We start from the raw sequence: 25653 nt of genomic DNA, 5'->3' as shown, positions 1-25653 counted from the left end.
AACGTAAGCTGTCCAACAATCTGAGGCAGAAAACAGAGCGAGATAGCCCATGGAACCGAAAACGGTCGGGGGCACAGGCGGGACCAACCCGTCCGGAGCCAGAGTGCAGGCCAGCGGCTTTGCCGCAGGTGCCATCGTCATGACATTGGACGGAGAGAAAGCAGTCGAGGATCTTCGGCCCGGCGACCGCGTGATCACGCGCGACACCGGCATGGCGGTGCTGCGCGGCGTCGCGTCGGCCACCCTGCGGACCCGCGCCATCCGCGTGCAGGCCGGCTCGCTCGGCCATACGCGCCCGGTGCGCGACGTGCTGTTGCCCGCGGGACAACTCCTGCTGATCCGCGACTGGCGGGCCGAGGCGATGTTCGGCGCAAAACGGGCCGTGGCCGCGGTGTCGCAACTGGTCGACGGCGAATTCATCACCGACGAGGGCGAGGCCGAGATGACGCTCTTCACCCTCGAGTTCGACACGCCACACGTGCTCTATGTCGACGGGCTCGAAGTGGCCAGCACGGCCGATATCGCGGCGCTGTCCCGAGCGGCCTGACCCCCCGTCCCTCACGTGTCCCGGGCCTGACCCGGGACCTCTCAGCCGGCCACGTCCCGCAGCACCTTGGGCAGTTCCTCCGGCAGGTCCTCCGCGATCAGGCCGGGGCCGAAACTGCGCGCGCATTCCACGTGCAGCCAGGCGGCGGCCTCCGCCGCCTGCATCGGCTCCACCCCCCGCGCCAGAAGCCCCGCGATGAAGCCGGTCAGAACGTCTCCCGCCCCGGCCGTCGCCAGCCATGGCGCCGCACGGTCATACTGCGCGGAGTTGATGCTGCACCGCCCGTCCGGCGCAGCAATCACGGTGTCCGCACCCTTGAAGAGCACCACGCAGCCGGCCCGCGCCGCGGCATCCCGCGTCGCATCCACCTTGGAATAGGCCGGGCCTGTCACCGGCGTCGCGTCCAACCGCTCCACGATATCGGGAAAAAGCCGGGCAAATTCGCCGCCGTGGGGCGTCAGCACGCACGCCGCGTGCAACATCCCGAACAGCTCGTCGGGCGCTTCGGCAAACGCCGTCAGCGCATCCGCATCCAAGACCGTCGGGCGAGGCTCCACCCCGCCACGCGCCAACGCGACGGGCACCAGCTCCAGCGCCCGCTCCACGCCCAGCCCCGGCCCCAGGCAGACCGCGCTCAAACGCTCATCCTGCAAGACGTCTGCCAGCCCGTCGCCGCCTACGACCCGGGCCAGCATGATCGACGTCACCTGGCAGGCCGCTTCCATCTGCGCGGAGGGCGGCACCCCCAGCGTCACCAGCCCCGCCCCGATCCGCAGCGCCCCGCGCGCCGCCAATCGTGCGGCCCCGGTGCGCCCCGCGCCGCCCGACAGAACCAACGCGTGACCGTGGCCGTATTTGTGTCGTTCCGCGCGCTTCTCCAGATGACCGCTGCAAGGCCTCTCGACCAAGCGCACCACGTCGTCGGCGCCCGCCCCCGGCTCCAGCCCGATGCCCTTGACCCTCAACTTTCCCGACTGGTGCGGCCCGCGAGACAGGTGGTGCCCCGGCTTTGCCGCATGGAACGTGACCGTCAGGTCGGCCCTGGCGCACGCGCCCAGGGCACGGCCGCTGTCGGCGCAAAGCCCGGACGGGACGTCCACCGCCACGGTGCGCCCCTCCTGCGAGTCGCGAAACCCATCGAACGTTGCCAGAACCTGCGCAAGCCTCCCCTCCACCGGCCGGGACAATCCGGTTCCGAACACCGCATCCACCAAGAGGTGCGGCGCGCACCCATGCCCGATGTCACGGATCATGTCGCCAACCGCGCCCATCTGCGCCCACCGCGCGCAATTCGTCTTCGCATCGGGCGGCAGCTTTTCGGGATCGCCGAAAAGGAACAGTTCGACATCCCAGCCCCGTTCGTGCAACAGCCGCGCCACCACGAACCCGTCGCCACCGTTATTCCCCGGCCCGCACAGAACCACCGCCCGGTGCGACGTCGCGGCCAGATCGGGCCATTCCTCGAACACCGCCTCGACCACGCCGCGCCCGGCGCGCTCCATCAGCTCCGGCCCGGTCACCTTGCCGGACGTCATCGCGGCCTCTTCGACGGCTCGCATCCGGGCCGCGGTCAGCAATTCGGTCATTCCCGCCTCACTTCGATTCATTTCAGCGCAAAATTCGGGCATTTTGCCTAAATTTTAATCACGCAAATTTATCACCCTGCCACATGCCTGCCCAAACCCCCTATCCGATTGTGCCGCGTTAACAGAAATGATCTTCAAATCCCGCAAGTCAGTCGGAGGAGTCGACCCATGAAAAAAATCGAGGCGATCATCAAGCCCTTCAAGCTCGATGAAGTCAAGGAAGCGCTTCAGGAGGTGGGTGTGCAGGGCCTCTCGGTGATCGAGGTCAAGGGCTTCGGCCGCCAGAAAGGCCACACCGAACTTTATCGCGGTGCCGAGTACGTGGTCGACTTCCTGCCCAAGGTGAAGATCGACGTCGTGCTGGACGACGATCAGGTCGACGCCGCGATCGAGGCCATCGTCGATGCCGCCAAGACCGACAAGATCGGCGACGGCAAGATCTTCGTCAGCCCCGTCGAACAAGCCATCCGCATCCGCACCGGCGAATCCGGTTCGGACGCGCTTTAATCTACACCTGGAACCACAACGAAGGGATCAATGGACATGAGCGCAAAAGATCTGCTCAAGACGATCAAGGACGAGGAGGTCGAATATGTCGACATCCGTTTCACCGACCCGCGCGGCAAGCTGCAGCACGTGACGGTCATCGCCGACGAGGTCGACGAGGATTTCCTCGAAGAAGGCTTCATGTTCGACGGCTCCTCGATCGCCGGCTGGAAATCGATCGAAGCCTCGGACATGAAACTGATGCCCGACACGACCAGCGGCTACATCGACCCCTTCTATGCCGAGAAAACCATCTGCGTGCATTGCTCGATCGTCGAGCCCGACACCGGCGAAGCGTATGAGCGTGACCCGCGCGGCACCGCCGAAAAGGCCGAGGCCTACCTGAAATCCAGCGGCATCGGCGACAGCGCCTTCATGGGCCCCGAAGCGGAATTCTTCCTCTTCGACGACGTGCGCTTCTCCAACTCGATCAACAAGGTCTCCTACGAGGTCGACGCGATCGACGCCTCCTGGAACACCGACACCGAGTACGAGATGGGCAACATGGGCCACCGTCCGGGCGTCAAGGGCGGCTATTTCCCGGTGAACCCCACCGACGAGGCGCAGGACATCCGCTCGGAAATGCTCTCGACCATGAAGCGTCTGGGCATGAAGGTCGACAAGCACCACCACGAGGTGGCGTCGTGCCAGCACGAGCTTGGCCTGATCTTCGGCACCGTGACCAAACAGGCCGACGAGCTGCAGAAGTACAAGTACGTCATCCACAACGTCGCCGCCGCCTACGGCAAGTCGGCCACGTTCATGCCCAAGCCCATCGCGGGCGACAACGGCACCGGCATGCACGTCAACATGTCGATCTGGAAAGACGGCAAGCCGCTCTTTGCCGGCGACAAGTACGCCGACCTGTCGGACGAGGCCCTGTGGTACATCGGCGGCATCCTGAAGCACGCCAAATCGCTCAATGCCTTCACCAACCCGTCGACCAACAGCTACAAGCGCCTGATCCCCGGCTTCGAGGCCCCCGTGCTGCGCGCCTACTCGGCCCGCAACCGCTCGGGCTGCGTCCGGATCCCATGGACCGAGTCGCCGAAAGCCAAGCGCGTCGAGGCCCGTTTCCCCGACCCGTCGGCAAACCCCTACCTGTGCTTTGCCGCGCTCCTGATGGCCGGTCTCGACGGCATCAAGAACAAGATCGACCCGGGCGAGGCGATGGACAAGAACCTCTACGATCTGCCCGCCGAAGAGCTGGAAGGCATCCCGACCGTCTGCGGCAGCCTGCGCGAAGCCATGCAGGAACTTCAGGCCGATCACGACTACCTGCTGGCCGGTGACGTGTTCACCAAGGACCAGATCGACGGCTATATCGAGCTCAAGATGGAAGAGATCGAAAAGTACGAACACACGCCACACCCGGTGGAATTCGGCATGTATTACAGCTGCTGATCCGGCAGACATCCTGCAACGACGCGGGCGCCTTTTTTGGAAGGCGCCCGTTTTTTTGTCCTGCCCTTCGGAAATCACGCGAAAAAACTGCCTCAAACAGGCGGAATCCCGCCCGTTTCCGAAAAGTGCCCAATCGGTTTCATATTTGAAACACACTGTCTCCACTAACTCTTCGGATGATCTACGCGTGAGAGTGAACAACCGGGGAGTGAAAGATGGCACAGAGCGACAACCGCGTCATGGCGGGGCTGATCTTCATGGAAGAGAAATCGATCGACCTCCTGGATGCGGTCACGCGCACCGCCGAGGCGTTGAAAGGCCTTTGCGAGGACGTCCGGTCGCTCGGGTTTCTGTCCGACCGGGACGCCGGGGTCGAGACCGAGCAATACCGGGTCTGCCTGACACTCAGCGACAATGTCGTGCTGCCCGGCCTGGAGGAAGAGGCGAACACCCTGCTGCGGATCGACGTCTGCCGACGGGACCCGGCGGCACCCGACTCCGGCCCGGCGATCGACGCCGTTCTGGCGCGCGTGGCCATCGACCTCAGCGATCACCTGCGCCCGACCCACCTGCAATGGGTCGAGCAAGAGGCGCTCCTCTCAGCCGAAGAGGTCTGCGAGGCCCGCGAGCCTGCGGCCTGCGATGCGCCCGAAGCCGACACGCTCAGAGACCAGACCTTGCGCGCCCGCAGCGCCCTGACCGGAATAGGCGAACTGCACAGCAGGCTGGACGAACAGCTCGAACGCACGCCCCCGCCGGAATTGCCGGTCCTGCCCTCGAAGGATTTCTTGGGCGAATCCGAGGGCATTATAGAAGACACGCCGCAGATGGTCGCCCCCGCCATCGAGAACATCGCCGAAGAGACCGATCGCCTGCGCCTGTCGGCCTGGCTTTTGTCCCTTGCGGTGGCCTGCATCGCACTGCCGGTCGGTGTGGCGCTTGTGATCATCAATCTGGTCAAGGGTGAGAACCTGCGCCTCGCCGGACAGGCGGCGGCGCTGTCGGGGCTCTTCGTGTCGCTTCAGGCGAACGGCGCCACCGCCGCCGCCGCGCAGGTGATCCAGTCCGTTCTGGGCTGACCGGCCCGCCTCCCGCCCGACGGATAAAGCGCAGGAGGCATCTTTGCGGAACACACCCGCCCGATCGACCGTTGTTGTCCCGGACGGGCCCTCGCTGAACGCCCGTTCCGATGTGCCGAACCTCTTGGAGAATTGACTTTGTTCCCCTGTCCGGCTCGGCTAACATCTCGCTTGTCTGACCTGGAGCTGCTCAATGTCTTTGAAACTCAAATCCCGTTTTCTTGCGCTTGCCGTCGCCGGCGCCGCCACCTTGACCGCCGGAACGGCGGCCCATGCCCAGTGCGGCAATAACGCCAGCGGGTTCGAACAATGGAAATCGGGCTTCGCCCAGCAGGCCCAGGCCGCGGGCGTGGGGCAACGCGGCCTCCAGGCGCTGGCCCAGACCAGCTATGCCTCCGGCACCATCGCAGCCGACCGCAACCAGAAAAGCTTCCGCTACTCGCTCGACAAGTTCATGCAGGTGCGCGGCGCCAACACGATCATCTCCCAGGGCCGCAAGCGTAAGGCGCAGAACCCCGGTTTCTACAACTGGATCGAACAGAATTACGGCGTGCCCGCAGGGGTCATCATCGCCATCCACGGCATGGAGACCGGCTTTGGCGGTTTCATGGGCGACAGCTCGGTCGTCTCGGCCATCGTCACGCTCACCTACGATTGCCGCCGCTCCGATTTCTTCCGCCCCCACGCCATCGGCGCGCTGAAGCTGGTGGATCGCGGCTCGATCACCCTCAACACGCGCGGCGCCAAGCATGGCGAGCTGGGCCATACCCAGTTCCTGCCCGGCAACGCACTGGCCTACGGTGTCGACGGCAACGGCGACGGGCGGGTGGATTTCTACAACCAGGCCGACGCGCTGGTCTCGACCGCCAATTTCCTGCGCCAGAAGGGCTGGCGTCCGGGTGCCGGCTACCAGCAGGGCCAGCCCAATTTCAACGTCATCAAGCAGTGGAACGCGGCCACCGTCTATCAACAGGCCATCGCCATAATGGCGGCCAAGATCGACGGCTGACGGCCCCGGGGCTTGACGCGACCGCACGGCCTGCCTATCTGCGGCATTCACGGGGTGTCAGGCCCCCGCCGCTCGCAGGCCGTCGCGCCATGGTGAAGCCCTGACAGATCATTGCATTGACCCGGGGCTTCGACCGGGCAGCAACGCGGGCCCTGCCGATCCGATTTCGCCCCATCTGGGAAAACTGCAATGACACAGACCATCCTGCCGTCGCGCGACGTGCTCAAAGAGCATGCGCGCAAACTTCGTGACACTCTCGCACGCGCCGGAACCCCGGTCAGCCACTCCGCCGCGCTGGAACACCTGGCGCATCAATGGGGCTACCGCGACTGGAACACCCTGTCCGGGGCCGCCGCGCCCCCGGGCCGCTGCGCCTGGACCCTCGGCCAGCGCGTCTCGGGGCGCTACCTGGGCCACGCCTTTGCCGGCACCGTCAGGTCGGCCAGGGCCAAGGGGCCGGATCATGTCGAACTGACCATCGCCTTCGACACCCCTGTCGACGTGGTCGATTCCCCCCGGTTCAGCTCGCTGCGCCGCCAGGTGTCCTGCACCCTCGGTCCCACCGGCCGCACTGTCGAGAAAACGTCCGACGGACAGCCTCACGTCGTGCTGGACCTGCCCTGACAGATCCTGCGTGCCGCGCCACCGACAGGCGCGGCATGCTTCTTTTATTCAAGCCATTAGTCCTCGATACGGGACGACCTTCATGATTTTGCCGCAGTTTCTTCCAACGCCGAACGCAGTTGCTCCCTATTCGTAAAACTCTCCCCGATTGTCGCAAAAACCGTTCACCGCGGAAAGAGAATGTTCCAAGATCATCAGGCCTCCATCGCTCTGTTCAGCTATCGCCGCGCGCCCGCGGCGCAGGCCGCCGACATCGTGCGGGCCATCGACGGAATGCTGCAAGGCACCGACGCCCAGCCGCGCCGGATCAGCTGGGTGGAGGACGGCGTCGCGATGATCGACCGCATCGGCGTCCGCATCGCCATCGCCCTTCTGCCGCCAAGCCCACAGGATCGCTACGCGCATCTTGTGCTGGCCGTGGGTGCCCCGCCCGACGCGCAGAAGTGCGACGACCTACTCGCCGTCTCCTACGCGCATCTCGCCGACCGGCTGGTCTACCGCATCAAGGAGGACATGCCCTACGACGCGATCATGCGCGGCGAGACCCCGGAAACGGTCGATCACGACCTCGTCCTGTCGCTCTACGACCTTCTGCGCCAGTCCTCCCCCGTCGCCTTGCCCGCCAGCCTGGCCAACCTCGACACGCGGCCCCGGCCCGACGCGCCCGGCGCATCATCGCACCCCCCGGTCGAGGAGCGCTTCGACATCATCCTGTCCGAGGACGTGCCCGGCTTGACCACCTCCGCGCCGGACTGGCTCCTCAAGCGCGCCGCGCCCACCAAGCCGCTGCGCCTGACCGTGCACACCATGGCGCTGTCGATCATGCTCATTACGCCGCCCCTGGGCGCGTTTCTCTTCACCTATTCCATGCTACGGGACATCACTGGCGACAATTGAACACCCCTGCTCCGGTGCAGGTCGCAGTGAAACGGGCGGCACCCTCGGGTGCCGCCCTGCCTGTATGAAGCCTCTGTATCCGGCTTTATTCTGTGCCTGGCTCGGGTCGGCTGCCATGCCCGCCCGGCTCTTGTTTTTGCTATTGTCTCTTATGGCGAAACAATTTGGCCGAAATAAGGCGTGTTGTTCGCCTTCACGGCCTTGTCATGCGGAAGAACCTGCTGACCATCCGGTACGCCTTGCGCGGCCCGCGCACCTGCCACCGCGCGCTCCACTCCGGCCAGTCCGCGAAATCGTAGCGAACCTCGTACATGTCCGGGTCGCACCAGTGCTGCGCCGCGCCGCTTTCGGTGATGCTATGAAAGAACCGGCCATCCTCGAACGCCACGTCGATCCCGCCGCCCGGGCGCGCCCGCCAGATGTATCCCCGCTCGGCCCGCATCGGCGGTTGCCCGGCCATGCTCAGCACGCCCGCCTCGCGATAGACCAGCCCGCCCAGCCCCGGGGCAAAACGCGCCTCACCCTCGAACCGCGCCGGCGCCGCGCCCGCGTGCACCACGTCACGCTCCAGCCGCCACGCCCCTTCGAAATCTGCCAGTTCCGGTACCAATCGCCACGCCCGTCTTGCCGCCACCCGTTCCTCCGTCTAAACCGCGCCCGACACCCATTCAATCCAAAGGTCCGTTCGCATGATCCCTCGCTATTCCCGCCCCGACATGGTCGCCATCTGGGAACCCGCCACCAAGTTCCGCATCTGGTACGAGATCGAGGCCCATGCCTGCGACGCCATGGCCGACCTTGGCGTGATCCCGCGCGAGAATGCCGAAGCCGTGTGGAAGGCCAAGGATGTGGAATTCGACGTCGCCCGCATCGACGAGATCGAGGCCGTGACCAAGCATGACGTCATCGCCTTCCTCACCCACCTGGCCGAGCATGTTGGAAGCGAGGAAGCCCGCTTCGTCCACCAGGGCATGACCTCGTCTGACGTCCTCGACACCTGCCTGAACGTCCAGCTGGTGCGCGCCGCCGACCTGCTGATCGCCGACATGGAAGACCTTCTCGCCGCCCTCAAGAAACGCGCCTTCGAGCACAAGATGACCCTGCGCGTCGGCCGCTCCCACGGCATCCACGCCGAGCCCACGACCATGGGCCTCACCTTCGCGCGTTTTTACGCCGAGATGGACCGCAACCTGACCCGCCTGCGCAGCGCCCGGGCCGAGGTCGCCACCGGCGCCATCTCCGGCGCGGTGGGCACCTTTGCCAATATCGACCCGCGCGTCGAAGAGCATGTCTGCGCGCAACTGGGCCTCACGCCCGAACCCATCAGCACGCAGGTCATCCCCCGCGACCGTCACGCCGCCTTCTTCGCCACCCTAGGCGTCATAGCCTCGTCCATCGAGAACGTCGCCATTGAAATCCGCCACATGCAGCGCACCGAGGTTCTGGAAGGCGCCGAATTCTTCTCGATGGGCCAGAAAGGCTCGTCCGCCATGCCGCACAAGAAGAACCCGGTCCTGACCGAGAACCTGACGGGTCTTGCCCGCCTCGTCCGCATGGCGGTGATTCCGGCAATGGAAAACGTGGCCCTCTGGCACGAGCGCGACATCTCGCATTCCTCGGTCGAACGCATGATCGGCCCCGACGCCACCGTGACACTCGATTTCGCCCTCGCCCGTCTCACCGGCGTCGTCGACAAGATGATCATCTTCCCCGAGAACATGCTGGAAAACATGAACAAGTTTCCGGGCCTCGTGATGTCCCAACGCGTCCTTCTGGCCCTGACGCAAGCCGGCGTCAGCCGCGAGGACGCCTACGCCATGGTCCAGCGCAACGCCCTCAAGGTCTGGGAACAACGCACGGATTTCAAAGAGGAACTTCTGTCCGACGCCGATGTGGTCGCCGCCCTCGGCACCGATCAGATCGAAGAGAAATTCGACATGGATTACCACACCAAGCATGTCGACACGATCTTCACCCGCGTCTTCGGGGAAAGCTGAATTTCCGGGCAGAACCGCTGACGCGCCAACGGGATCGCGCCGAAAGACTGGTCTGACGCCGGTTTCGTGTTACCATTCGGGCTCTGGGGAAAAAAAGGAGTTCAATCCATGAAGTCCAAGACCAAGACCATTCTGACGTCCCTCGCCCTCGTTCTGGGTACCACCCTGTCCGCCGCCGCGATGTGCCCCGGCAAGGCCCAACAGGCCGCCTCCTGCGCCGAAGGCATGGTGTGGGACCGCGCGTCCGGCACCTGCGTCGAACAGACCATGAGCTGACCGGCGCACATATCCCAAGTCGAGGCGGCGCTCCCGGGACCGGGCGGCGCCGTTTCTAATTTTAGCTTTATCGGTTTGTTCACCACTCCCGCCCTAGTTTGCCGGCACGACATCCGGGGACTGGAATGAGCAGCAGCAATTTTGGGCAACTGGCGCTTCCGGGGCCGTCCGCAAACGCGGCGGCCCAGCTGACCCGCCGGCAGAAGGCCGCGATCATCGTGCGCTTTCTCATCAACGAAGGCGCGGATGTGCCGCTTCAGGACCTGCCCGACGAGTTGCAGCGCCGGCTGACCCAGCAGATGGGCACGATGCGCTATGTCGACCGCTCCACCCTGGCCGACGTCGTGGCCGAATTCGCCTCCGAGGTCGAGGCGATGGGCCTGACCTTCCCGCGTGGCATGGCCGGGGCACTCACCGCCCTGGATGGCCGCATCAGCCCGCAAACAGCCTCACGCCTGCGCAAGGAGGCCGGCGTGCGCCAGTTCGGCGAGCCGTGGGAGCAGGTGCGCACCGCCGACACCGACGACCTCTTGGACATACTGCAATCCGAAAGCACCGAGGTGGCCGCCGTTCTGCTCTCCAAGCTCGACGTGGCCCGCGCCGCCGAACTCCTGGGCAAGCTGCCGGGCGACACCGCCCGCCGCATCGCCGTCGCCATGTCCCAGACCGGCGCGGTGACGCCCGATGCCGTGGACCGGATCGGCCTGTCGCTTGCCGCCCAGCTTCACAACGTGCCGGAAACCGCCTTTCCCGACAGCGCGGTGGACCGCGTGGGCGCGATCCTCAACTTCTCCCCCGCCGCCACCCGCGACGATGTTCTGATCGGCCTCGACGAAAGCGATGAAAGCTTTGCCGCCAAGGTGCGCAAGGCCATCTTCACCTTCGTCAACATCGCCGACCGGCTCAACCCGATCGACGTGCCCAAGATCACGCGGGACGTGGACCAGGCCGCGCTGGTTCAGGCGCTGGCCCACGCCCGGACCGCGGAGGACACCAGGGCGTCCGCCGATTTCATCCTCGAGAACATGTCGAAACGCATGGCCGACGCCCTGCGCGAAGAGGTCGAGGCCCTGGGCAAGGTGAAACCCAAGGACGGCGAGGCGGCGATGACCGATGTGGTCAACGTCATCCGCACGCTCGAGGCCAGCGGCGAGTTGCAGCTGATCGTCCCGGACGACGATGAAGAGGAAAACGCCTGAGGCTCAGTCCACAGGGAAGATGAAACACTTGTCGCGGCGAATGGTCAGCCACATCGCCGTGCCGTTCTTGGGCAGGAAGACCGCCGGCACCGTCACCTTGAAGCGCGGCCCGCCGAACGCCATGTCGAATTCCACCAGGCTTTCGCCGCCCATGAACCGCGCCCGCTTCACCACCCCGCGCACCGCCGTGCCGTCGCTGATCGTGGGCGCCGGGCCCTTGCCCGCGCGGTCGAAATCCAGCTTCACATGCTGCGGCCGCACGACGATCTCCACCGCCTGGCCATCGGGCACGCCGGGCGCGAGGAACTGACCGAAGGGGGTCTGCGCCAGCGCGCCATTCACCTCGCCGCGCACCACGTTGACGTCGCTGAAGAACGACACCGCCGCACCATCCGCCGGGGCGTTGTAGATGTTGTAGGGCGCGCCCTGCTGCACGATCCGGCCATCGCGCATCAGCGCGATCGTGTCGGCCATCCGCATCGCCTCTTCCGGCTCGTGCGTCACCAGCAGCACGGCGGTGTCCTGCTCGCGCAGGATATCCAGCGTCTCGTCCCGGATCCCGTCGCGCAGCCGGTTGTCGAGGCCCGAGAACGGCTCGTCCATCAGCATGATGCTGGGGCGCGGCGCCAGCGCGCGGGCCAGCGCCACACGCTGCTGCTCGCCTCCCGACAGCTCGTGCGGAAAATTCTGCGCGTAGCCGCCCAGCCCCACGCGCTCCAGCAACTCGGCGACCCGGACGGCTTTGTCATCCGCCGTTCCGCTCAGACCGAATGCCACGTTTTCGCCCACCCGCAGGTGGGGAAACAGCGCGAAATCCTGGAACATCAGCCCGATATGCCGCCGCTCCGGCGGCACGCGGTACACCGTGTCGCAGACCAGCTTGCCGTCGACCCAGATCTCGCCCGAATCCTGCATCTCGACGCCCGCGATCATCCGCAGCGTCGTCGACTTGCCACAGCCCGACGGCCCCAGAAGGCACGTCACCTGCCCCGGCAGCACGGACAGCGAGACGTCGTCCACCACCGTGCGCCCGTCGTAACGGCGCACCAAGTTCCTTGTCTCAAGGCGCGGAATCACATCTTGCACGTCTGCCTCTTCTTTTTCCCGACTGAATGCGTCGGACTTGATGTCGCAAATAGCAATCCCGCATGGTCCGCGCAAGATACCGCCGCCACCACGGCAAACACGCGAAAGTGTGCCAAGCGGAGGAAATCCTGACTATCGCGGCGCGACGACTGGGCCTATCTGAATCGTACTAACGAGCAGCAACGACAAAAAAACGACGGAGCCTACCGATGCGGAAATACCTGATCGCGATACAGGTCGCCCTGATCGCCCTTCTGGCCATAACCGGCGCCCTGGCCGGCCCGGATACACGCCCGGCCTGCCCCCTCGGGGAACAGGCCACCACCGCGCAGACCTGCGAAAAGTAAACCGGCCTCAGCCGCCCTGCGCGCGTTCGATCGCAGGGCGGATCTGGCTGTCCATGACACGCTGCGTGATCGGCCCCGGAAAGCGCAGCACCACCCGGCCCTCCCCGTCGATCACGTAGGTTTCCGGCACCCCGTAAAGCCCCCAGTCCAGCGCCATCCGCCCGGTCTGATCGGCGCCGATGGCCGTGTAAGGGTCCCCCAACTCGTTCAGGAATTTCAGGGCGTTGCCCGGCTGGTCCTTGTAATTCACGCCGTAGATCGTGATCCCTTCCTCGGCCAGCGCCGTCAGGTGCGGGTGCTCCACCCGACAGGGTGCACACCAGCTGGCCCAGTAATTCAACAGCTTCACGCCCCCGCTGCGCAGGTCGGCATCGTCAAAGGGCGTCTTGCCCTCCAGCGCGGTCAGCACAACCGCAGGCGCCGGCTTGCCCTCGATGGCCGAGGGCAGCGCATCGGGATCCTCACGCTGCATCCCGATATAGAACACCGCGGCCAGCGCCGCGAAGATCACCGGCGGCAACACCATCAGGAACGAGGTCTTAGACATCCGTTTTCCGCTTTCTTTCAACGTCTTTCAGCGCGTTCTTGACGCGCACGGACCGCCGCCAGCTCAGCGCGACCAGCGCGATCAGCAGCACCAGCGATACCGCATAGGACGACAGCACCGCCTCGGCGTATTTTCCAAGCTCCGGCATCACGCCTCCATCCGATCGCGGGCCAAAAGCGCCCGCATCCGCCGCGCCCGGATTTCCGTCTGCGTGCGCAGGAACACCAGCGCGATGAACAGGAACACGAACCCCGCGATGCTGACCAGCAGCGGGAAATAGAACACATCCGCCACGTTCTCTTCCTTGTCCAGGCTCAGCGACGCCCCCTGGTGCAGCCCCTGGTTCCAGAACAGCACTGCGTAGCGGCTCAGCAGGGCAAAGACCGACCCCACGATGCACAGGATCGCGGTCAGGTCGGCCGCCGTGTCGTCATTCTCGATGGCTTCCCACAGGGCGATATAGCCGAGGTAGAACAGGAACAGGATCAGGAACGACGTCAGCCGCGGGTCCCACGCCCACCAAGTGCCCCACATCGGCTGTCCCCAGATCGCCCCCGTCGCCAGCGCGATCACCGTCATCACCACGCCCACGGGTGCGGCCGCGCGGGCCGCCAATGCGCTCACGTGGTGCCGCCGCACGACCCAGATCAGCGACGCCACCAGCATCATGATCCACGCGTTTATCGCCATCAGCGCGCTTGGCACGTGCAGGTAGATGATCTTGACGGTCGAGCCCTGCCGGAAGTCATCCGGCGTGAAGAAAAAGCCCCAGATCAGCCCCGTCGCCAGGCACAGCACCGCCAGCACCGACACCCACGGCAGAACCTTGTCCGTCGTGTCGATGAACTTCTTCGGGTTGGCGTATTCCCACAATGATGCCACGCGTGTGACCTCCTCGTTAACGCAGGTTGACCCTCAATACCGCAGCCGATGCAAAAGGCAAAAGCGCGATGGTGCCGCAGGTGATCCCCGCCAGCATCAGCATCGGCGTGGTGTAATCCTGCCCGTCCACGCCCCGCCGTGCCATCTCGGCGCCAAAGATCAGTGTCGGCACGTACAGCGGCAGCACCAGCAGACTCAGCAGCAATCCGCCCCGCCGCAGCCCAACCGTCAACGCCGCCCCGAACGCACCGATCATGCTCAACGCTGGCGTCCCAAGGAGCAGCGACAGGACCAATGGCCCATAGCCCTGCACAGGCAGGCTCAGCAGAACACCCAGCACGGGTGCGGCCAGCACCAGCGGCAGTCCCGTCGTGATCCAGTGCGCCAGCCCCTTGACGGCTGCCACCGCTTCCATCGGCAGCGGGGCCGTGGCCAGCAGATCAAGGCTGCCGTCCTCCCAGTCCAGCGCAAAGATCCGGTCGAGCGACACAAGACAGGCCAGCAGCGCCCCGATCCACAGGATGCCCGCCGCGATCCGGGAAAGAAGCTCCGATTGCGGCCCCACGCCAAACGGCACCAGCACCACGACGATCAGGAAGAACGCGAGGCCCAGACCGAACCCGCCCCCGGCCCGAACCGCCAGCCGGATGTCGCGCAGCAGCAGCGCCGTCACAGGAAGGCCTCGTCGAAATCGTCCAGCTCCTGGCGCACCGCGCGAAACGGCGCCACGTCCAGCACCGTCGCCTCGTCCAGGCCCAAGTCGATATGCGTAGCCAGCACGGCGATGCCACCTTCGGCCAGATGCGCCCGCACCACGGTGGCGAACATCGCCACCGCACGGGCGTCCAGCGACACCGTCGGCTCGTCCAGAATCCAGATCGCACGGCCCGTCACCAACAGCCGCGCCAGCCCCAGCCGCCGCTTCTGCCCGGCGGACAGGAATCCTGCCGGACGGTCGGCCAAAGCCTCCAGCTCATAGGCCGCCAAAGCAGGCGAAATGTCTTTAAGGCCAAAGACCTGCGCCCAGAAACTCAGGTTCTCCGCTACGCTCAACGCCGGTTTGATCCCGTCCGCGTGCCCCGCGTAAACCACGCTGTCGGCGGGATAGTCCACATTGCCTTCTACCGGCGGCTGCAACCCGGCCAATGTGCGCAAGAGCGTTGTCTTGCCGGCGCCGTTGGGCCCGCGCAGAACCAGCACCTCGCCCGCCGCCACGGCAAAGCTCAGACCGTCCAGCACCCGCACGCCGCCGCGCGCCACGCAAAGGTCCCGAACCGTCAGGCGCATCGCCGGCCCACCGCTCTCAGACCGGCAACAGGGCCACGGCCACGCGCCGCCCCTCGGATATCAGCACGTTGTAGGTCCGCGCCGCGGCGGGCGAATTCATCGCTTCCACCCCGAGGCCCGCCTCCTCCAGCGCGGTGCGGAAATCACCCGGCACATGCGCGGTCTCGGCGCCCGTGCCGATGAACAGCACGTCGATCTCGTCCGCAAGTTGCACCAGCGACGCGCTGTCCTCGTACCCGCCCCAGGCGCCCACGCCGTCGGGGCCGGCGCAGATCGCGCCCTCGATCGCCTCTCCGCCCACGCGGAAGAAACCCGGCCCGTAGCCGTCGATCGGTTTCACGCCGGAAAATGTTACCTCGTTCAGGCGCATCGCGTCCTCCTCAGTCCCACAGCGGCAAGCCCGAGATGACCGCCAGCGCGATCACCCCGTAGGCGGCCCAGCGATACAGGCGCTCGCGCGTGGGGTCAAACAGGGCCTGCCCGATCAGCGTCGTGATTAGGTAGGGCACCGCCATCACCACGGCCAGTAGGGTCAGCTCCCAGGTCACCACGCCCTGCCACAACAGGTTGGCGATCAGCACCACGTCGAGCGCGGCAAGGAACAAAATCGTGTTGCCCCTGACCGAGGACACCGCCGCCTGCCCCGACAGGTAGAACAGGATCACCACCGGCCCGGTCAACCCCGTCAGCCCGCCGACGATCCCTGCCGCGGCCCCGATGGCCAGCAGCCCCGGCCGGGTTATGGCCCGGGCATAGCGCCAGCCCGCGATCAGCGCGGCCAGCATGCCGCCCGCGACGCCGGTGATGATCCAGCGCACCGTGTCGTTGTCCAGAAGGTCCAGCAGCGCCAGGCCCAGCGGTACGGTGACCAGCGCGGCCAGCACCAGCACGCCCACTTCCCTGGGCTGCCCCTGCTGCCACGCCCGGCGCAGGATCACCGCGTTGCTGGCAATGCCGGTTAGCATGATGACCACGATCACTTCCTTGGGCGACAGGAAGATATTGGCCACCGGCACCACGATCAGCGCCGTGCCGAACCCGGTAAAGCCCCGCACCAGCCCCGCGACCCCGATGGCGAAGCACAGCCACACCAGTCCCGGCGTGGCCAGCACTCCGCTCAGGATCTCAGGCATCTATGTTCGCGAACTGCGTCCCTGCATTGGCGTCGGGCTTCGACCAGTCGCGCTTGACCCCCAGCCACATCAGCACCGTGCTGGCCACGAAGATCGAACTGTAGGTGCCCACGATCACGCCCCAGATCATCGCGAAGACAAAGCCGCGGATCACGTCCCCGCCCAGCGTGAACAGCGCCAGAAGCGCCAGAAGCGTGGTGACAGAGGTCATCATGGTCCGGCTCAGCGTCTCGTTGATCGAGATGTTCAGGACTTCCTTCAGCGGCTTCTTTTTGTATTTCCGCAGGTTCTCGCGCACCCGGTCAAAGACCACGACGGTGTCGTTCAGCGAATAGCCAACGATGGTCAGAAGCGCCGCGATGATGGCCAGGTCGAACTGGATCTGCACTTCCGAGAATATGCCGATGGTCAGCACCACGTCATGCACCAGGGCTATGACCGCGCCCAGCGCGAACTGCCACTCGAACCTCAGCCAGATATAGATCAGCACCGCAGCGATGGCCAACAGCACCGCGATCACGGCGGTCTGTATGAGCTCGCCCGACACTTTCGGCCCCACGCTTTCCACCGAGGTGAACGTGATGTCCGGCACCGCCTCCTGCAACGCCCCCTCGACCGCCGCGATCGTGTCCTGGGTCACCGCCTCCTGATCGTCCTGCGCCTGGATGCGGATCATGGTTACGTTCTGGTCCGGGCCGAAGGTCGGGTCGAACACCTCGGTGATGCTGATATCGCCCAGCTCCAGCGGCGCGATGGCGTCGCGGTACTGCCCCACATCCACCGTCTCGGTGCTCTGCGTGCGGATGGTCGTGCCGCCGCGGAAATCGATCCCGTAGTTCAGCCCCTGCAACAGGAACGACCCCAGCGCGATCACGATCAGAAAGCCGGACAGCCCCAGCGACAGCTTCCACCGCTTGAAGAAATCCCAGTTGGTGAAGGTCGGCACCAGCTTCAGCGACCGGCCCTGCAACACCGTCTTGGGCCGCTTGCGCTCGAACCACATGACCGCGATCAGGCGGGTGACGAAAATCGCCGTGAAGACCGAGGTGATGATCCCCAGCCCCAGCGTGATGGCAAAGCCCCGCACCGGGCCCGAGCCCATGGCGTACAGGATCAGCGCCGTGATGAATGTGGTGATGTTGGCGTCGGTGATCGCGCTCAGCGCTCTTTCATACCCCAGCTGGATCGCCCGCGACGCGCCCTTGGCGGTCTTCATCTCCTCGCGGATGCGCTCGAACACCAGCACGTTGGCGTCCACCGCCATCCCGATGGTCAGCACGATCCCCGCGATCCCCGGCAATGTCAGCGTGGCGCCGATCAGGCTCAGCAGGCCGAACATCAGCCCGACGTTGATGATAAGCGCAATGTTGGCAAAGAGGCCAAACACCCCGTAGCTGGCCCACATGAAGACCAGCACCAGCGCGAAGGCCACGATACAGGCGATCTGTCCCGCCTCGATGCTGTCGGCCCCCAGTTCCGGTCCGATGGTGCGTTCTTCCAGGAAATTCAGCTCGGCGGGCAGAGCGCCCGCGCGCAACAGCACGGCAAGGTTGGTGCTCTCGTCGACAGTGAACTGCCCGGTGATGATGCCGGTGCCGCCGGCGATATGCGCCTGGATCACCGGCGCGCTGATCACCTCGTTGTCCAGCACGATGGCAAACGGGTTGCCGATGTTCTCGGCTGTGTAATCCCCGAACTGCCGCGCCCCCGTGGGGTTGAAGCGGAACGACACCGCCGGCCGCCCGTTCTGGTCGAAATCGGGCTGCGCATCGACCAGTTGTTCGCCCGTCACCACCGGCGCGCGTTCCAGGATATAGAACACGCCCTCCTCGTCCACCGAAGGCAGGATCTCGTTGCCGCCACCGGGGGTCTCGTTGCCGTTGGTGGTCCGGCTCACCACCGGCTGGAATGTCAGCTGCGCCGTGGTGCCGATGATATCCTTCAGCTCCGCCGCGCTGCCCACGCCCGGCACCTGGATCAGGATACGGTCGGCGCCCTGCCGCTGGATCGTCGGCTCGCGCGTGCCCATCTCGTTGATCCGGCGCTCGATGATCTCGCGCGCGGTGCGCACGGTCTGCTCGTCGCTGGCCTGCCGCTCGGCCTCGCTCAGCGTGACCACGATGGCGTCGCCCTCGACATTCACCGCGATATCGTTCTGACCCGCGCCGGTGACACTGGCGACCGGCCGCGCCAGTCCACGCACCAGGCTCGCCGCATATTCGGCCTCGTCCGCGTTCTCCACCAGCCGCACGCGCAACTCCGGCGCGTCGGTGTCCTGCAAGCGGATCGGGCCGACCCGGTCGCGCTCCTCGCGCAGCAGGTCGCGGATCTCCGGCCACATCGCCTCGATCCGCGCCTCATAGACATCCTCGACCTGCACTTCGGCCAGCAGATGCGCCCCGCCCCGCAGGTCGAGTCCAAGGTTCACCAGCCCCGACGGCAGCCAGTCCGGCCACATCTCGGCCTGCTCCTGCAACCCCTCGCCCTCGCCGCCCATCTCCAGCGCCATGGTGGCGTCGTTATGGGTCTCGACGCGGGTGTAGAACGCGTTGGGCATCGCCAACAGCAGCCCCAAGGCCACCAGGCCCCAAATCACCACGCGTTTCCAAAGGTCGATCTGAAGCATCTGAAGTGCCTTTTATGTCTGTCTTGTATCTATCGAAGGGGCGGAACGCGCCCCGAAATCAGGCGGCCGGCTCGGTCTTCGACAGGACCTGGGCGACGGTATTGCGCACGACACGCACCTTCACGCCCTCGGCGATCTCCACCTCGATTTCCTCGCCCTCTTTGACGCGGGTCACCTTGCCGATCATCCCGCCCTGCGTGACGATCTGGTCGCCCTTGCGCAACGCCGCCACCATCGCCTGGTGCTCTTTCAGCTTCTTCTGCTGCGGACGGATGAGCAGGAACCACATGATCGCGAAGATCAGGATGAGCGGGATGAACTGGCCAATGGCTTCCATGCGAATCTTATTCCTTTTCGGGCTTTGCGGGCCCCCCGGCCCGCGTTTGCGCGAACCTAAGTCCGGCTTTTGGGTTTTGCAAGGCGCGAACCGGCGGGCCTGCGGCAATGTCGCAGGGGCGCGTCAAACGCCTCTATGCGGAATAAATCGGCTGTTATACCGCGCGCTTTACTTGCTACAACCCACCCCACGACTCAACCTGACCCGAGGACCAAGACGATGCACGACATCCGCGCCATCCGCGAAAACCCCGCCCAGTTCGACGCCGCCATGGCCCGTCGCGGGGTGTCGAGCGCGTCGTCCGAGATCCTCGCGCTGGACGAGGACCGCCGCGCCAAGATCCAGGCCGCCGAGACCGCGCAGGCCGATCAGAACAAGGCCTCCAAGGCGGTCGGCGCCGCCAAGGCCAAGGGCGACGAGGCCGAGTTCGAGCGCCTGCGCGCGCTCGTGTCCGAGAAAAAGGCCGAGGTCGCCGCCATGCAATCCGAGGCCAAGGCGCTCGACCAGAAGCTCACCGACCTCTTGATGACCCTGCCCAACCTCGCGCTCGAAGGCGTGCCAGAGGGCGAGGACGAAGACGACAATGTCGAGCTGAAACGCTGGGGCACCCCCCGCGAGTTCGATTTCACCCCGGTCGAGCATTATGACCTCGCCGGCGTCAAACCCGGCATGGATTTCGAACTGGCCGCGAAACTCTCCGGCTCCCGCTTTGTGGTGCTGTCGGGTGGCGTCGCTCGCATACATCGCGCGCTGGCACAGTTCATGATCGACACCCATGTCGAGGAAAACGGCCTCTCCGAGACCTGGACTCCCGTCTTGGTCCGCCCCGAAATGATGTACGGCACCGGCCAACTTCCCAAGTTCGGCGAGGACAGCTATGAGACCACAAATGGCTGGTGGCTGGTGCCCACCGCCGAGGTGACGCTGACCAATATCGTCAACGGCCTCGTGGTGGACGAGGATTACCTTCCCCGCCGCTATGTCGCCCACACCCAGTGCTTCCGCTCCGAGGCGGGCAGCGCGGGCAAGGACACCGCCGGCATGCTGCGCCAGCACCAGTTCGAGAAGGTCGAGATGGTTTCGGTCACGCACCCGGACACCTCGCTCGACGAGCACGACCGCATGACGGCCTGCGCCGAGGGCATCCTCGAACGCCTCGGCCTGCCCTACCGCACCATCGTGCTCTGCACCGGCGACATGGGCTTTGGCGCGCGCAAGACCCACGATATCGAGGTCTGGCTGCCCGGTCAGAACACCTATCGCGAAATCAGCTCGGTCTCCGTCTGCGGCGATTTCCAGGCCCGCCGCATGAACGGCCGCTTCAAGCCCGCGGATGGCGGCAAGCCGCAATTCGTGCACACGCTCAACGGATCGGGCCTCGCCGTGGGCCGCTGCCTCATTGCCGTGCTGGAAAACGGCCAGCAGGCGGACGGCTCGGTCGACCTGCCCGAAGCGCTGCACCCCTACCTGCGCGGCAAGACCCGGCTGCTTGCGGACGGTTCGCTGGGGTAAAGAGCTTTCTGTCCTGCCCCGGGGCCCATGCCGCGCGATTGCCAGACCGCGGGCTGGCGACCCACACTTGTTCAGCGCACTTTATCCTCGCAATATCCGCAAGACCTACAATCGAAGCGCCAACGCTCCCAAATCGCCAGCCCGTCCGGGCGGTCTGGCGATCGTGCGGCGGCGCGGCAAGCCGCGCCTTGATTCCGCGCTAGATGATACAATAACGCCGTCCCGGGCCTGACCCGGGACCTCCCCTTCGGCCTCCGCCTCTGCGTTGATCATTCCTTAATCACCGCGCGGCATCCTTACCGCCATGAAACATTATTTGTATATACGCCGTATTGACGCGAAATATACGTGCGTCATAAATGCGTTACATGACAAATGAAAAGCACACCCTGGCGGCGGCGGCTTTTCTGATAACGAGCACGCTGGCCGCCCCATCGAACGCCCTCAGCCTTGCAGAGCAGGCAGAGGCCTTCGCCACCTGCGCCGGTCGCTACTCCGCCATGGCCACCCGCCAAAGCGCGACCCACAACCCCGCCAGCGACGCGACCCGGCAGCTGCAAAGCAGCTTCGAGTCGCTGCTCGAGGCCATGCTTCCCCACGCCGCCGAAGCCGGCATCGACCCGCGCCGCGCCCGCAGCTGGCAGGCCTCGGGCTGGTCCGAAATGGCGCAGCTCATGCGCCTGCAACAGCGCAGCGCCGACGCCACCCATGCCGACCGCGCCGCCCGCGACATGCACCGCCGCCTCTCCACTTGCCGCCAGCTCATCCTCTGACGCGGCAATTTCCGCGCCGCGCCCACTGGTCATTCCGCGCCCGTCAGCCTAGGTTGCATCCCTGAAACCGCAGCGTGACAGGGCCCCGCAGAATGGCGCAATCCGACAACCCCGCCGATCCCTTCAAAAAGGCGCTGGCCGAGGCCACCAAGGTGCTGGCCGACGATCCCGACCTGAACGTCTCCTACTCGGTCGATCCCGCCGGCGTCTCCGGCGATTCCATGCGCCTGCCCCAGATCAGCCGCCGCATGACCAAGGACGAGGTTCTGCAGGCCCGCGGCACCGCCGACGCGCTGGCGCTGCGGCACAAGTATCACGACGCGGGCACCCATACCCGCTACTGCCCGCCCGGCGACATGGCCCGCGACCTGTACGAGGCGATGGAAACCGCCCGGTGCGAGGCGATGGGCGCGCGCCACATGCCCGGCACCGCCGGCAATATCGACGCCAAGATCGGCGCCGAGGCCCGCCGGCGCGGCTATGACCAGATCACCGACGCCGCCGAGGCGCCCCTGGCCAACGCCGCGGGCTACCTCATCCGCCACCTCGCCACGGGGCGCGAGCTGCCCGACGGCGCCCGCAATGTCATGGAGCTCTGGAAAGGCTTCATCGAGGAGCAAGCCGGCGGCACCCTCGAAGACCTCCAGAGCAAACTGTCCGACCAGTCCGAATTCGCCCGCTTCGCCCGCCAGATCATCGACGACCTGGGCTATGGCGACCAGCTGGGCGACGACCCCGACGCGCTCGACGACGAGGACGAGACCGAGGCCGAGGCGGACCAGGACGAAGAGGAACAGCCCGACAGCACCGGCGAGGATGACAGCGACGAGGCCGAGGCCGACGCCGATCCCGAGCAATCCCAGGATCAGCAGCAGGACGAGGCGCAGGCCCAGGTCAGCATGGACGACATGGCCGACCAGGAACAGGGCGACGAGACCGAGATGCCCGAAGGCGAGGCCCCGCTCGATCCCCCGCCCCCGCTGCCCATCTCGGACGCCGACCCCAACTACGCCGTCTACAACTCCGCCTTCGACGAGGAAATCCACGCCGAGGACCTGGCCGAGCCCATCGAACTGGAACGCCTCCGCGCCTTCCTCGACCAGCAGCTGGAGCCCTTGAAGGGCGCCGTCAGCCGCCTTGCCAACAAGCTGCAACGCCGCCTGCAGGCGCAACAGAACCGAAGCTGGGAATTCGACCGCGAAGAAGGCATCCTCGATGCCGGCCGCCTCGCCCGCGTGGTGGCCAACCCCACCACCCCGCTCAGTTTCAAGATCGAAAAGGACACCGAGTTCCGCGACACGGTCGTCACGCTCCTTTTGGACAATTCCGGCTCAATGCGCGGCCGTCCAATCTCGATTGCCGCCATCTGCGCCGATGTCCTTGCCCGCACGCTCGAACGCTGCAACGTCAAGGTCGAGATCCTCGGCTTCACCACCCGCGCCTGGAAAGGCGGCCAGAGTCGCGAAAGCTGGCTTAACGAAGGCCGCCCGCAACTGCCCGGCCGCCTCAACGACCTGCGCCACATCATCTACAAATCCGCCGACGCGCCGATGCGCCGCACCCGTTCCAACCTGGGCCTGATGATGAAAGAAGGGCTCCTGAAGGAAAACATCGACGGCGAGGCGCTGGAATGGGCGCATCGCCGCCTCGCCGGTCGCCGCGAGGCGCGCAAGATCCTGATGGTCATCTCCGACGGCGCCCCGGTGGACGATTCCACCCTGTCGGTGAACCCGGCCAACTACCTCGAAAAGCACCTGCGCGACGTGATCGCCATGGTCGAGCGCCGCAAACAGGTGGAACTTCTGGCCATCGGCATCGGCCACGACGTGACGCGCTATTACAACCGCGCCGTCACCATCACCGACGCCGACCAGCTGGCCGGGGTGATGACCGAACAGCTCGCCGCGCTCTTCGACAGCGACCCGCGCGCCCGCGCCCGCGTGATGGGCATGCGCCGCGCCAGCTAAGACCCTGAAGAATCTAGAAATATTCGACATCGTGCATGCGGAATTTTGCAAAATTCCGCGCTGGAAAATTCCAATTTTCCAATCCGATTTCTTGCAAGAAATCGGCCCCTGTCACCGTCACACTTGCACTTCACACCGCGCGGCCCTAGCACTTTGCCCATGACAGATTTGCCCGACACCGTCTTCCAGTCCTTCACCGAAACGTCTTCGCCCGAACAGGGCCCGCCGCGCCTGAAACTCCTGCGCGCCGAACTGGAACGCGAGGGCGTCGACGGCTTCATGATCCCCCGCGCCGACGCGCATCAGGGCGAATACGTCGCGCCGGGCGACGAGCGTCTGGCCTGGCTCACCGGCTTCACCGGCTCGGCGGGCTTTTGCATCGTGCTGCAGGACATCGCCGGCGTCTTCGTCGACGGCCGTTACCGCGGCCAGGTCCGCGCCCAGGTCGACACCGATCACTTCACCCCCGTCGACTGGCCCGACACAAGGCCTGCCGGATGGCTGAAGGCGCACCTGCCGAAAGGTGGAACGGTCGCCTACGACCCCTGGCTCTATACGCCCGAGCAGATCGCCGCGATCGAGGACGGCCTCAAAGGCACGCAGATCACGCTCACACCCACCGACAACCTCGTCGACCGCACCTGGCCCGGCCGCCCCGCGCCGCCCAAGGGCGCAGTTCGCGTCTACCCCGACGACCTCGCCGGCAAATCCCACGCCGGCAAGCGCCGCGAGCTTGCCGCGACGCTGCGCGAGGACGGCCACCGAGCCGCCATCCTCACCCTGCCCGATTCCATCGCGTGGCTTCTGAACATCCGGGGCAGCGACATCCCCCGCAACCCGATCCCGCACGCCTTCGCAATCCTGCACGACGACGCCACGCTCGATCTCTACATCGACCCCGCCAAGCTCGACGACGCGGTGCGCGCCCATCTGGCCGGGGACATCACCCTCGCCCGGCCGCAGGATTTCGAACCGGCCATCAGCGCGCTCTCCGGCCCCGTCCGGCTCGACCACGGCTCGGTTCCCCTGCGCATCGTGACGCTGCTTGAAAACGCCGGCACCGAGATCGCCTATGCCGGCGATCCCTGCATCCTGCCCAAGGCCTGCAAAACCGACGCCGAAATCGCCGCCACCACCAAGGCGCACCTTCGCGACGCCGCCGCCATGTGCACCTTCCTTGCGTGGTTCGACGCCCAGGCCCCCGGCACGATCACCGAGATCGACGTGGTAAAGAAATTGGAATCGTGCCGCCGCGACACCGGTGCCCTGCTCGATATCTCCTTCGACACCATCGCCGGCTCCGGGCCGCACGGCGCCCTTCCGCATTACCGCGTCTCGGACTCGACCAACCGCACGCTTCAGGACGGCGACTTGCTCGTCCTCGACAGCGGCGGACAGTACCAGGACGGCACCACCGACATCACCCGCACCCTGGCCGTGGGCACGCCCGGCGACACCGAGCGCGCCGCCTTCACCCGTGTCCTGCAAGGCATGATCGCCATGAGCCGCGCCCGCTGGCCCAAGGGGCTTTCGGGGCGCGACCTCGACGCCATCGCGCGCATGCCGCTCTGGCTCGCAGGGCAGGATTACGACCACGGCACCGGCCACGGCGTCGGCGTGCACTTATGCGTCCACGAAGGCCCGCAGCGCCTGTCTCGCGCCTCGACCGAGCCGCTCAAACCCGGCATGATCCTGTCGAACGAGCCGGGATACTACCGCGAGGGCGCCTTCGGCATCCGCATCGAGAACCTGGTGGTGGTCACGCCCGCCCCCGCCCTGCCCGATGGCGACGACACCCGCCAGATGCTGCACTTCACCACGCTTAATTACGTGCCCATCGACCGCCGCCTGATCGACGCAGCCGCGCTCTCGGACCGCGAACGCGACTGGCTCAACGCCTATCACACGGCCTGTCTCGACCGCATCGGGCCACGGCTCGACGAGCCCACCCGCGAGTGGCTGACCGGGGCGACCGCCCCGCTCTGACATGAA

The 25653-nt window shown here is 65.8% G+C and carries 27 protein-coding genes; 15 read left to right on the top strand and 12 right to left on the bottom strand.

From position 1 onward, the window contains the following. Nucleotides 1–139: 139 nt before the first annotated feature. Nucleotides 140–547: a Hint domain-containing protein gene (locus tag ACQY4V_RS05475; RefSeq protein ID WP_428515872.1), complete on the top strand. Its 408-nt coding sequence runs from the start codon at nt 140–142 to the stop codon at nt 545–547. Between the two features lie 41 nt (nt 548–588). Here the strand turns inward: ACQY4V_RS05475 and ACQY4V_RS05470 are convergent, their stop codons facing one another. After that, nucleotides 589–2133: an NAD(P)H-hydrate dehydratase gene (locus tag ACQY4V_RS05470; RefSeq protein ID WP_428515871.1), complete on the bottom strand. Its 1545-nt coding sequence runs from the start codon at nt 2131–2133 to the stop codon at nt 589–591. Between the two features lie 168 nt (nt 2134–2301). Between ACQY4V_RS05470 and ACQY4V_RS05465 the strand changes: the two genes are divergently transcribed. The 6 genes from ACQY4V_RS05465 (at nt 2302) to ACQY4V_RS05440 (ending at nt 7692) form a co-directional block, all read left to right on the top strand. Beyond that, nucleotides 2302–2640 (top strand): P-II family nitrogen regulator, encoded by a 339-nt coding sequence (locus ACQY4V_RS05465; protein WP_103764005.1) that lies wholly within the window; start codon nt 2302–2304, stop codon nt 2638–2640. A 36-nt stretch (nt 2641–2676) separates the two neighbouring features. Beyond that, entirely contained in the window at nt 2677–4083 is a 1407-nt protein-coding gene (gene glnA, locus ACQY4V_RS05460) for a type I glutamate--ammonia ligase (protein WP_152492091.1), read from the top strand. A 215-nt stretch (nt 4084–4298) separates the two neighbouring features. After that, the gene (locus ACQY4V_RS05455; RefSeq protein ID WP_428515870.1) at nt 4299–5162 is read left to right on the top strand and encodes a hypothetical protein; all 864 of its coding nucleotides are present in this window, start codon (nt 4299–4301) and stop codon (nt 5160–5162) included. Between the two features lie 193 nt (nt 5163–5355). Then, on the top strand, nt 5356–6171 hold the full coding sequence (locus tag ACQY4V_RS05450) for a lytic murein transglycosylase (RefSeq protein WP_428515869.1): 816 nt from the start codon (nt 5356–5358) through the stop codon (nt 6169–6171). 189 nt (nt 6172–6360) lie between these two features. Continuing rightward, nucleotides 6361–6795 carry a glyoxalase superfamily protein gene (locus tag ACQY4V_RS05445; RefSeq protein ID WP_428515868.1) on the top strand — a complete coding sequence of 145 codons (435 nt, stop codon included), beginning with the start codon at nt 6361–6363 and terminating at the stop codon, nt 6793–6795. 180 nt (nt 6796–6975) lie between these two features. Continuing rightward, nucleotides 6976–7692, top strand: coding sequence for a hypothetical protein (locus ACQY4V_RS05440; protein ID WP_428515867.1), 717 nt, complete (start codon nt 6976–6978; stop codon nt 7690–7692). Nucleotides 7693–7885: 193 nt separating this feature from the next. Here ACQY4V_RS05440 and ACQY4V_RS05435 read toward each other — a convergent pair whose 3' ends face one another. Next, nucleotides 7886–8326, bottom strand: coding sequence for a DUF6314 family protein (locus ACQY4V_RS05435; protein ID WP_428515866.1), 441 nt, complete (start codon nt 8324–8326; stop codon nt 7886–7888). Nucleotides 8327–8381: 55 nt separating this feature from the next. Here ACQY4V_RS05435 and purB point away from each other — a divergent pair, with 55 nt between their 5' ends. The 3 genes from purB (at nt 8382) to ACQY4V_RS05420 (ending at nt 11164) form a co-directional block, all read left to right on the top strand. Beyond that, complete coding sequence (gene purB / locus ACQY4V_RS05430; protein ID WP_428515865.1) at nt 8382–9689, top strand: adenylosuccinate lyase; 1308 nt, start codon at nt 8382–8384, stop codon at nt 9687–9689. 108 nt (nt 9690–9797) lie between these two features. Then, nucleotides 9798–9965: a hypothetical protein gene (locus ACQY4V_RS05425; protein WP_428515864.1), complete on the top strand. Its 168-nt coding sequence runs from the start codon at nt 9798–9800 to the stop codon at nt 9963–9965. Nucleotides 9966–10090: 125 nt separating this feature from the next. Further along, nucleotides 10091–11164: a flagellar motor switch protein FliG gene (locus tag ACQY4V_RS05420; RefSeq protein WP_428515863.1), complete on the top strand. Its 1074-nt coding sequence runs from the start codon at nt 10091–10093 to the stop codon at nt 11162–11164. 3 nt (nt 11165–11167) lie between these two features. Here ACQY4V_RS05420 and ACQY4V_RS05415 read toward each other — a convergent pair whose 3' ends face one another. Then, nucleotides 11168–12250, bottom strand: a complete 1083-nt coding sequence (locus tag ACQY4V_RS05415; RefSeq protein ID WP_428515862.1) for an ABC transporter ATP-binding protein — start codon at nt 12248–12250, stop codon at nt 11168–11170. A 209-nt stretch (nt 12251–12459) separates the two neighbouring features. Here ACQY4V_RS05415 and ACQY4V_RS05410 point away from each other — a divergent pair, with 209 nt between their 5' ends. Further along, a complete protein-coding gene (locus ACQY4V_RS05410) occupies nt 12460–12597 on the top strand; it encodes a hypothetical protein (RefSeq protein WP_428515861.1) in 138 nt (45 codons plus the stop codon). Nucleotides 12598–12604: 7 nt separating this feature from the next. Here the strand turns inward: ACQY4V_RS05410 and ACQY4V_RS05405 are convergent, their stop codons facing one another. The 9 genes from ACQY4V_RS05405 to yajC are packed head-to-tail and all read right to left on the bottom strand — an operon-like array spanning nt 12605 to nt 19409. Beyond that, entirely contained in the window at nt 12605–13144 is a 540-nt protein-coding gene (locus ACQY4V_RS05405; RefSeq protein WP_428515860.1) for a DsbE family thiol:disulfide interchange protein, read from the bottom strand. Beyond that, nucleotides 13137–13292: a heme exporter protein CcmD gene (ccmD, locus tag ACQY4V_RS05400; protein WP_428515859.1), complete on the bottom strand. Its 156-nt coding sequence runs from the start codon at nt 13290–13292 to the stop codon at nt 13137–13139. The genes ACQY4V_RS05405 and ccmD overlap by 8 nt, the downstream gene beginning before the upstream one ends. Further along, nucleotides 13292–14026, bottom strand: coding sequence for a heme ABC transporter permease (locus ACQY4V_RS05395; protein WP_057793604.1), 735 nt, complete (start codon nt 14024–14026; stop codon nt 13292–13294). Before ACQY4V_RS05395 ends, ccmD begins: the two co-directional genes overlap by 1 nt. Before the next feature lie 16 nt (nt 14027–14042). Beyond that, entirely contained in the window at nt 14043–14699 is a 657-nt protein-coding gene (ccmB, locus tag ACQY4V_RS05390; protein WP_428515858.1) for a heme exporter protein CcmB, read from the bottom strand. Further along, entirely contained in the window at nt 14696–15313 is a 618-nt protein-coding gene (gene ccmA / locus ACQY4V_RS05385) for a heme ABC exporter ATP-binding protein CcmA (RefSeq protein WP_428515857.1), read from the bottom strand. Before ccmA ends, ccmB begins: the two co-directional genes overlap by 4 nt. Nucleotides 15314–15329: 16 nt before the next feature. After that, nucleotides 15330–15683, bottom strand: a complete 354-nt coding sequence (locus tag ACQY4V_RS05380) for an Mth938-like domain-containing protein (RefSeq protein ID WP_428515856.1) — start codon at nt 15681–15683, stop codon at nt 15330–15332. A gap of 10 nt (nt 15684–15693) precedes the next feature. Continuing rightward, on the bottom strand, nt 15694–16446 hold the full coding sequence (locus tag ACQY4V_RS05375) for a sulfite exporter TauE/SafE family protein (protein ID WP_428515855.1): 753 nt from the start codon (nt 16444–16446) through the stop codon (nt 15694–15696). Next, the gene (gene secD, locus ACQY4V_RS05370; RefSeq protein ID WP_428515854.1) at nt 16439–19072 is read right to left on the bottom strand and encodes a protein translocase subunit SecD; all 2634 of its coding nucleotides are present in this window, start codon (nt 19070–19072) and stop codon (nt 16439–16441) included. The genes ACQY4V_RS05375 and secD overlap by 8 nt, the downstream gene beginning before the upstream one ends. A 58-nt stretch (nt 19073–19130) precedes the next feature. Beyond that, nucleotides 19131–19409 carry a preprotein translocase subunit YajC gene (gene yajC, locus ACQY4V_RS05365; RefSeq protein ID WP_152492074.1) on the bottom strand — a complete coding sequence of 93 codons (279 nt, stop codon included), beginning with the start codon at nt 19407–19409 and terminating at the stop codon, nt 19131–19133. A 219-nt stretch (nt 19410–19628) separates the two neighbouring features. On the opposite strand from yajC, the gene serS reads away from it, so the two are divergent. The 4 genes from serS to ACQY4V_RS05345 all read left to right on the top strand — a co-directional run bounded on the left by serS (nt 19629) and on the right by ACQY4V_RS05345 (nt 25647). After that, nucleotides 19629–20921 (top strand): serine--tRNA ligase, encoded by a 1293-nt coding sequence (gene serS, locus ACQY4V_RS05360; RefSeq protein WP_428515853.1) that lies wholly within the window; start codon nt 19629–19631, stop codon nt 20919–20921. Nucleotides 20922–21289: 368 nt separating this feature from the next. After that, entirely contained in the window at nt 21290–21694 is a 405-nt protein-coding gene (locus ACQY4V_RS05355; RefSeq protein WP_428515852.1) for a hypothetical protein, read from the top strand. A 92-nt stretch (nt 21695–21786) separates the two neighbouring features. Beyond that, nucleotides 21787–23661: a cobaltochelatase subunit CobT gene (gene cobT, locus ACQY4V_RS05350; protein ID WP_428515851.1), complete on the top strand. Its 1875-nt coding sequence runs from the start codon at nt 21787–21789 to the stop codon at nt 23659–23661. Between the two features lie 159 nt (nt 23662–23820). Then, nucleotides 23821–25647, top strand: coding sequence for an aminopeptidase P family protein (locus tag ACQY4V_RS05345; RefSeq protein ID WP_428515850.1), 1827 nt, complete (start codon nt 23821–23823; stop codon nt 25645–25647). Nucleotides 25648–25653: the final 6 nt, after the last annotated feature.

It is taken from the genome of Roseovarius sp., assembly GCF_965277045.1.
Lineage (GTDB): Bacteria > Pseudomonadota > Alphaproteobacteria > Rhodobacterales > Rhodobacteraceae > Roseovarius.
The sequence above is the reverse complement of the archived record's forward strand: the minus strand, read 5'-3'. Positions and strand labels throughout refer to the sequence as shown.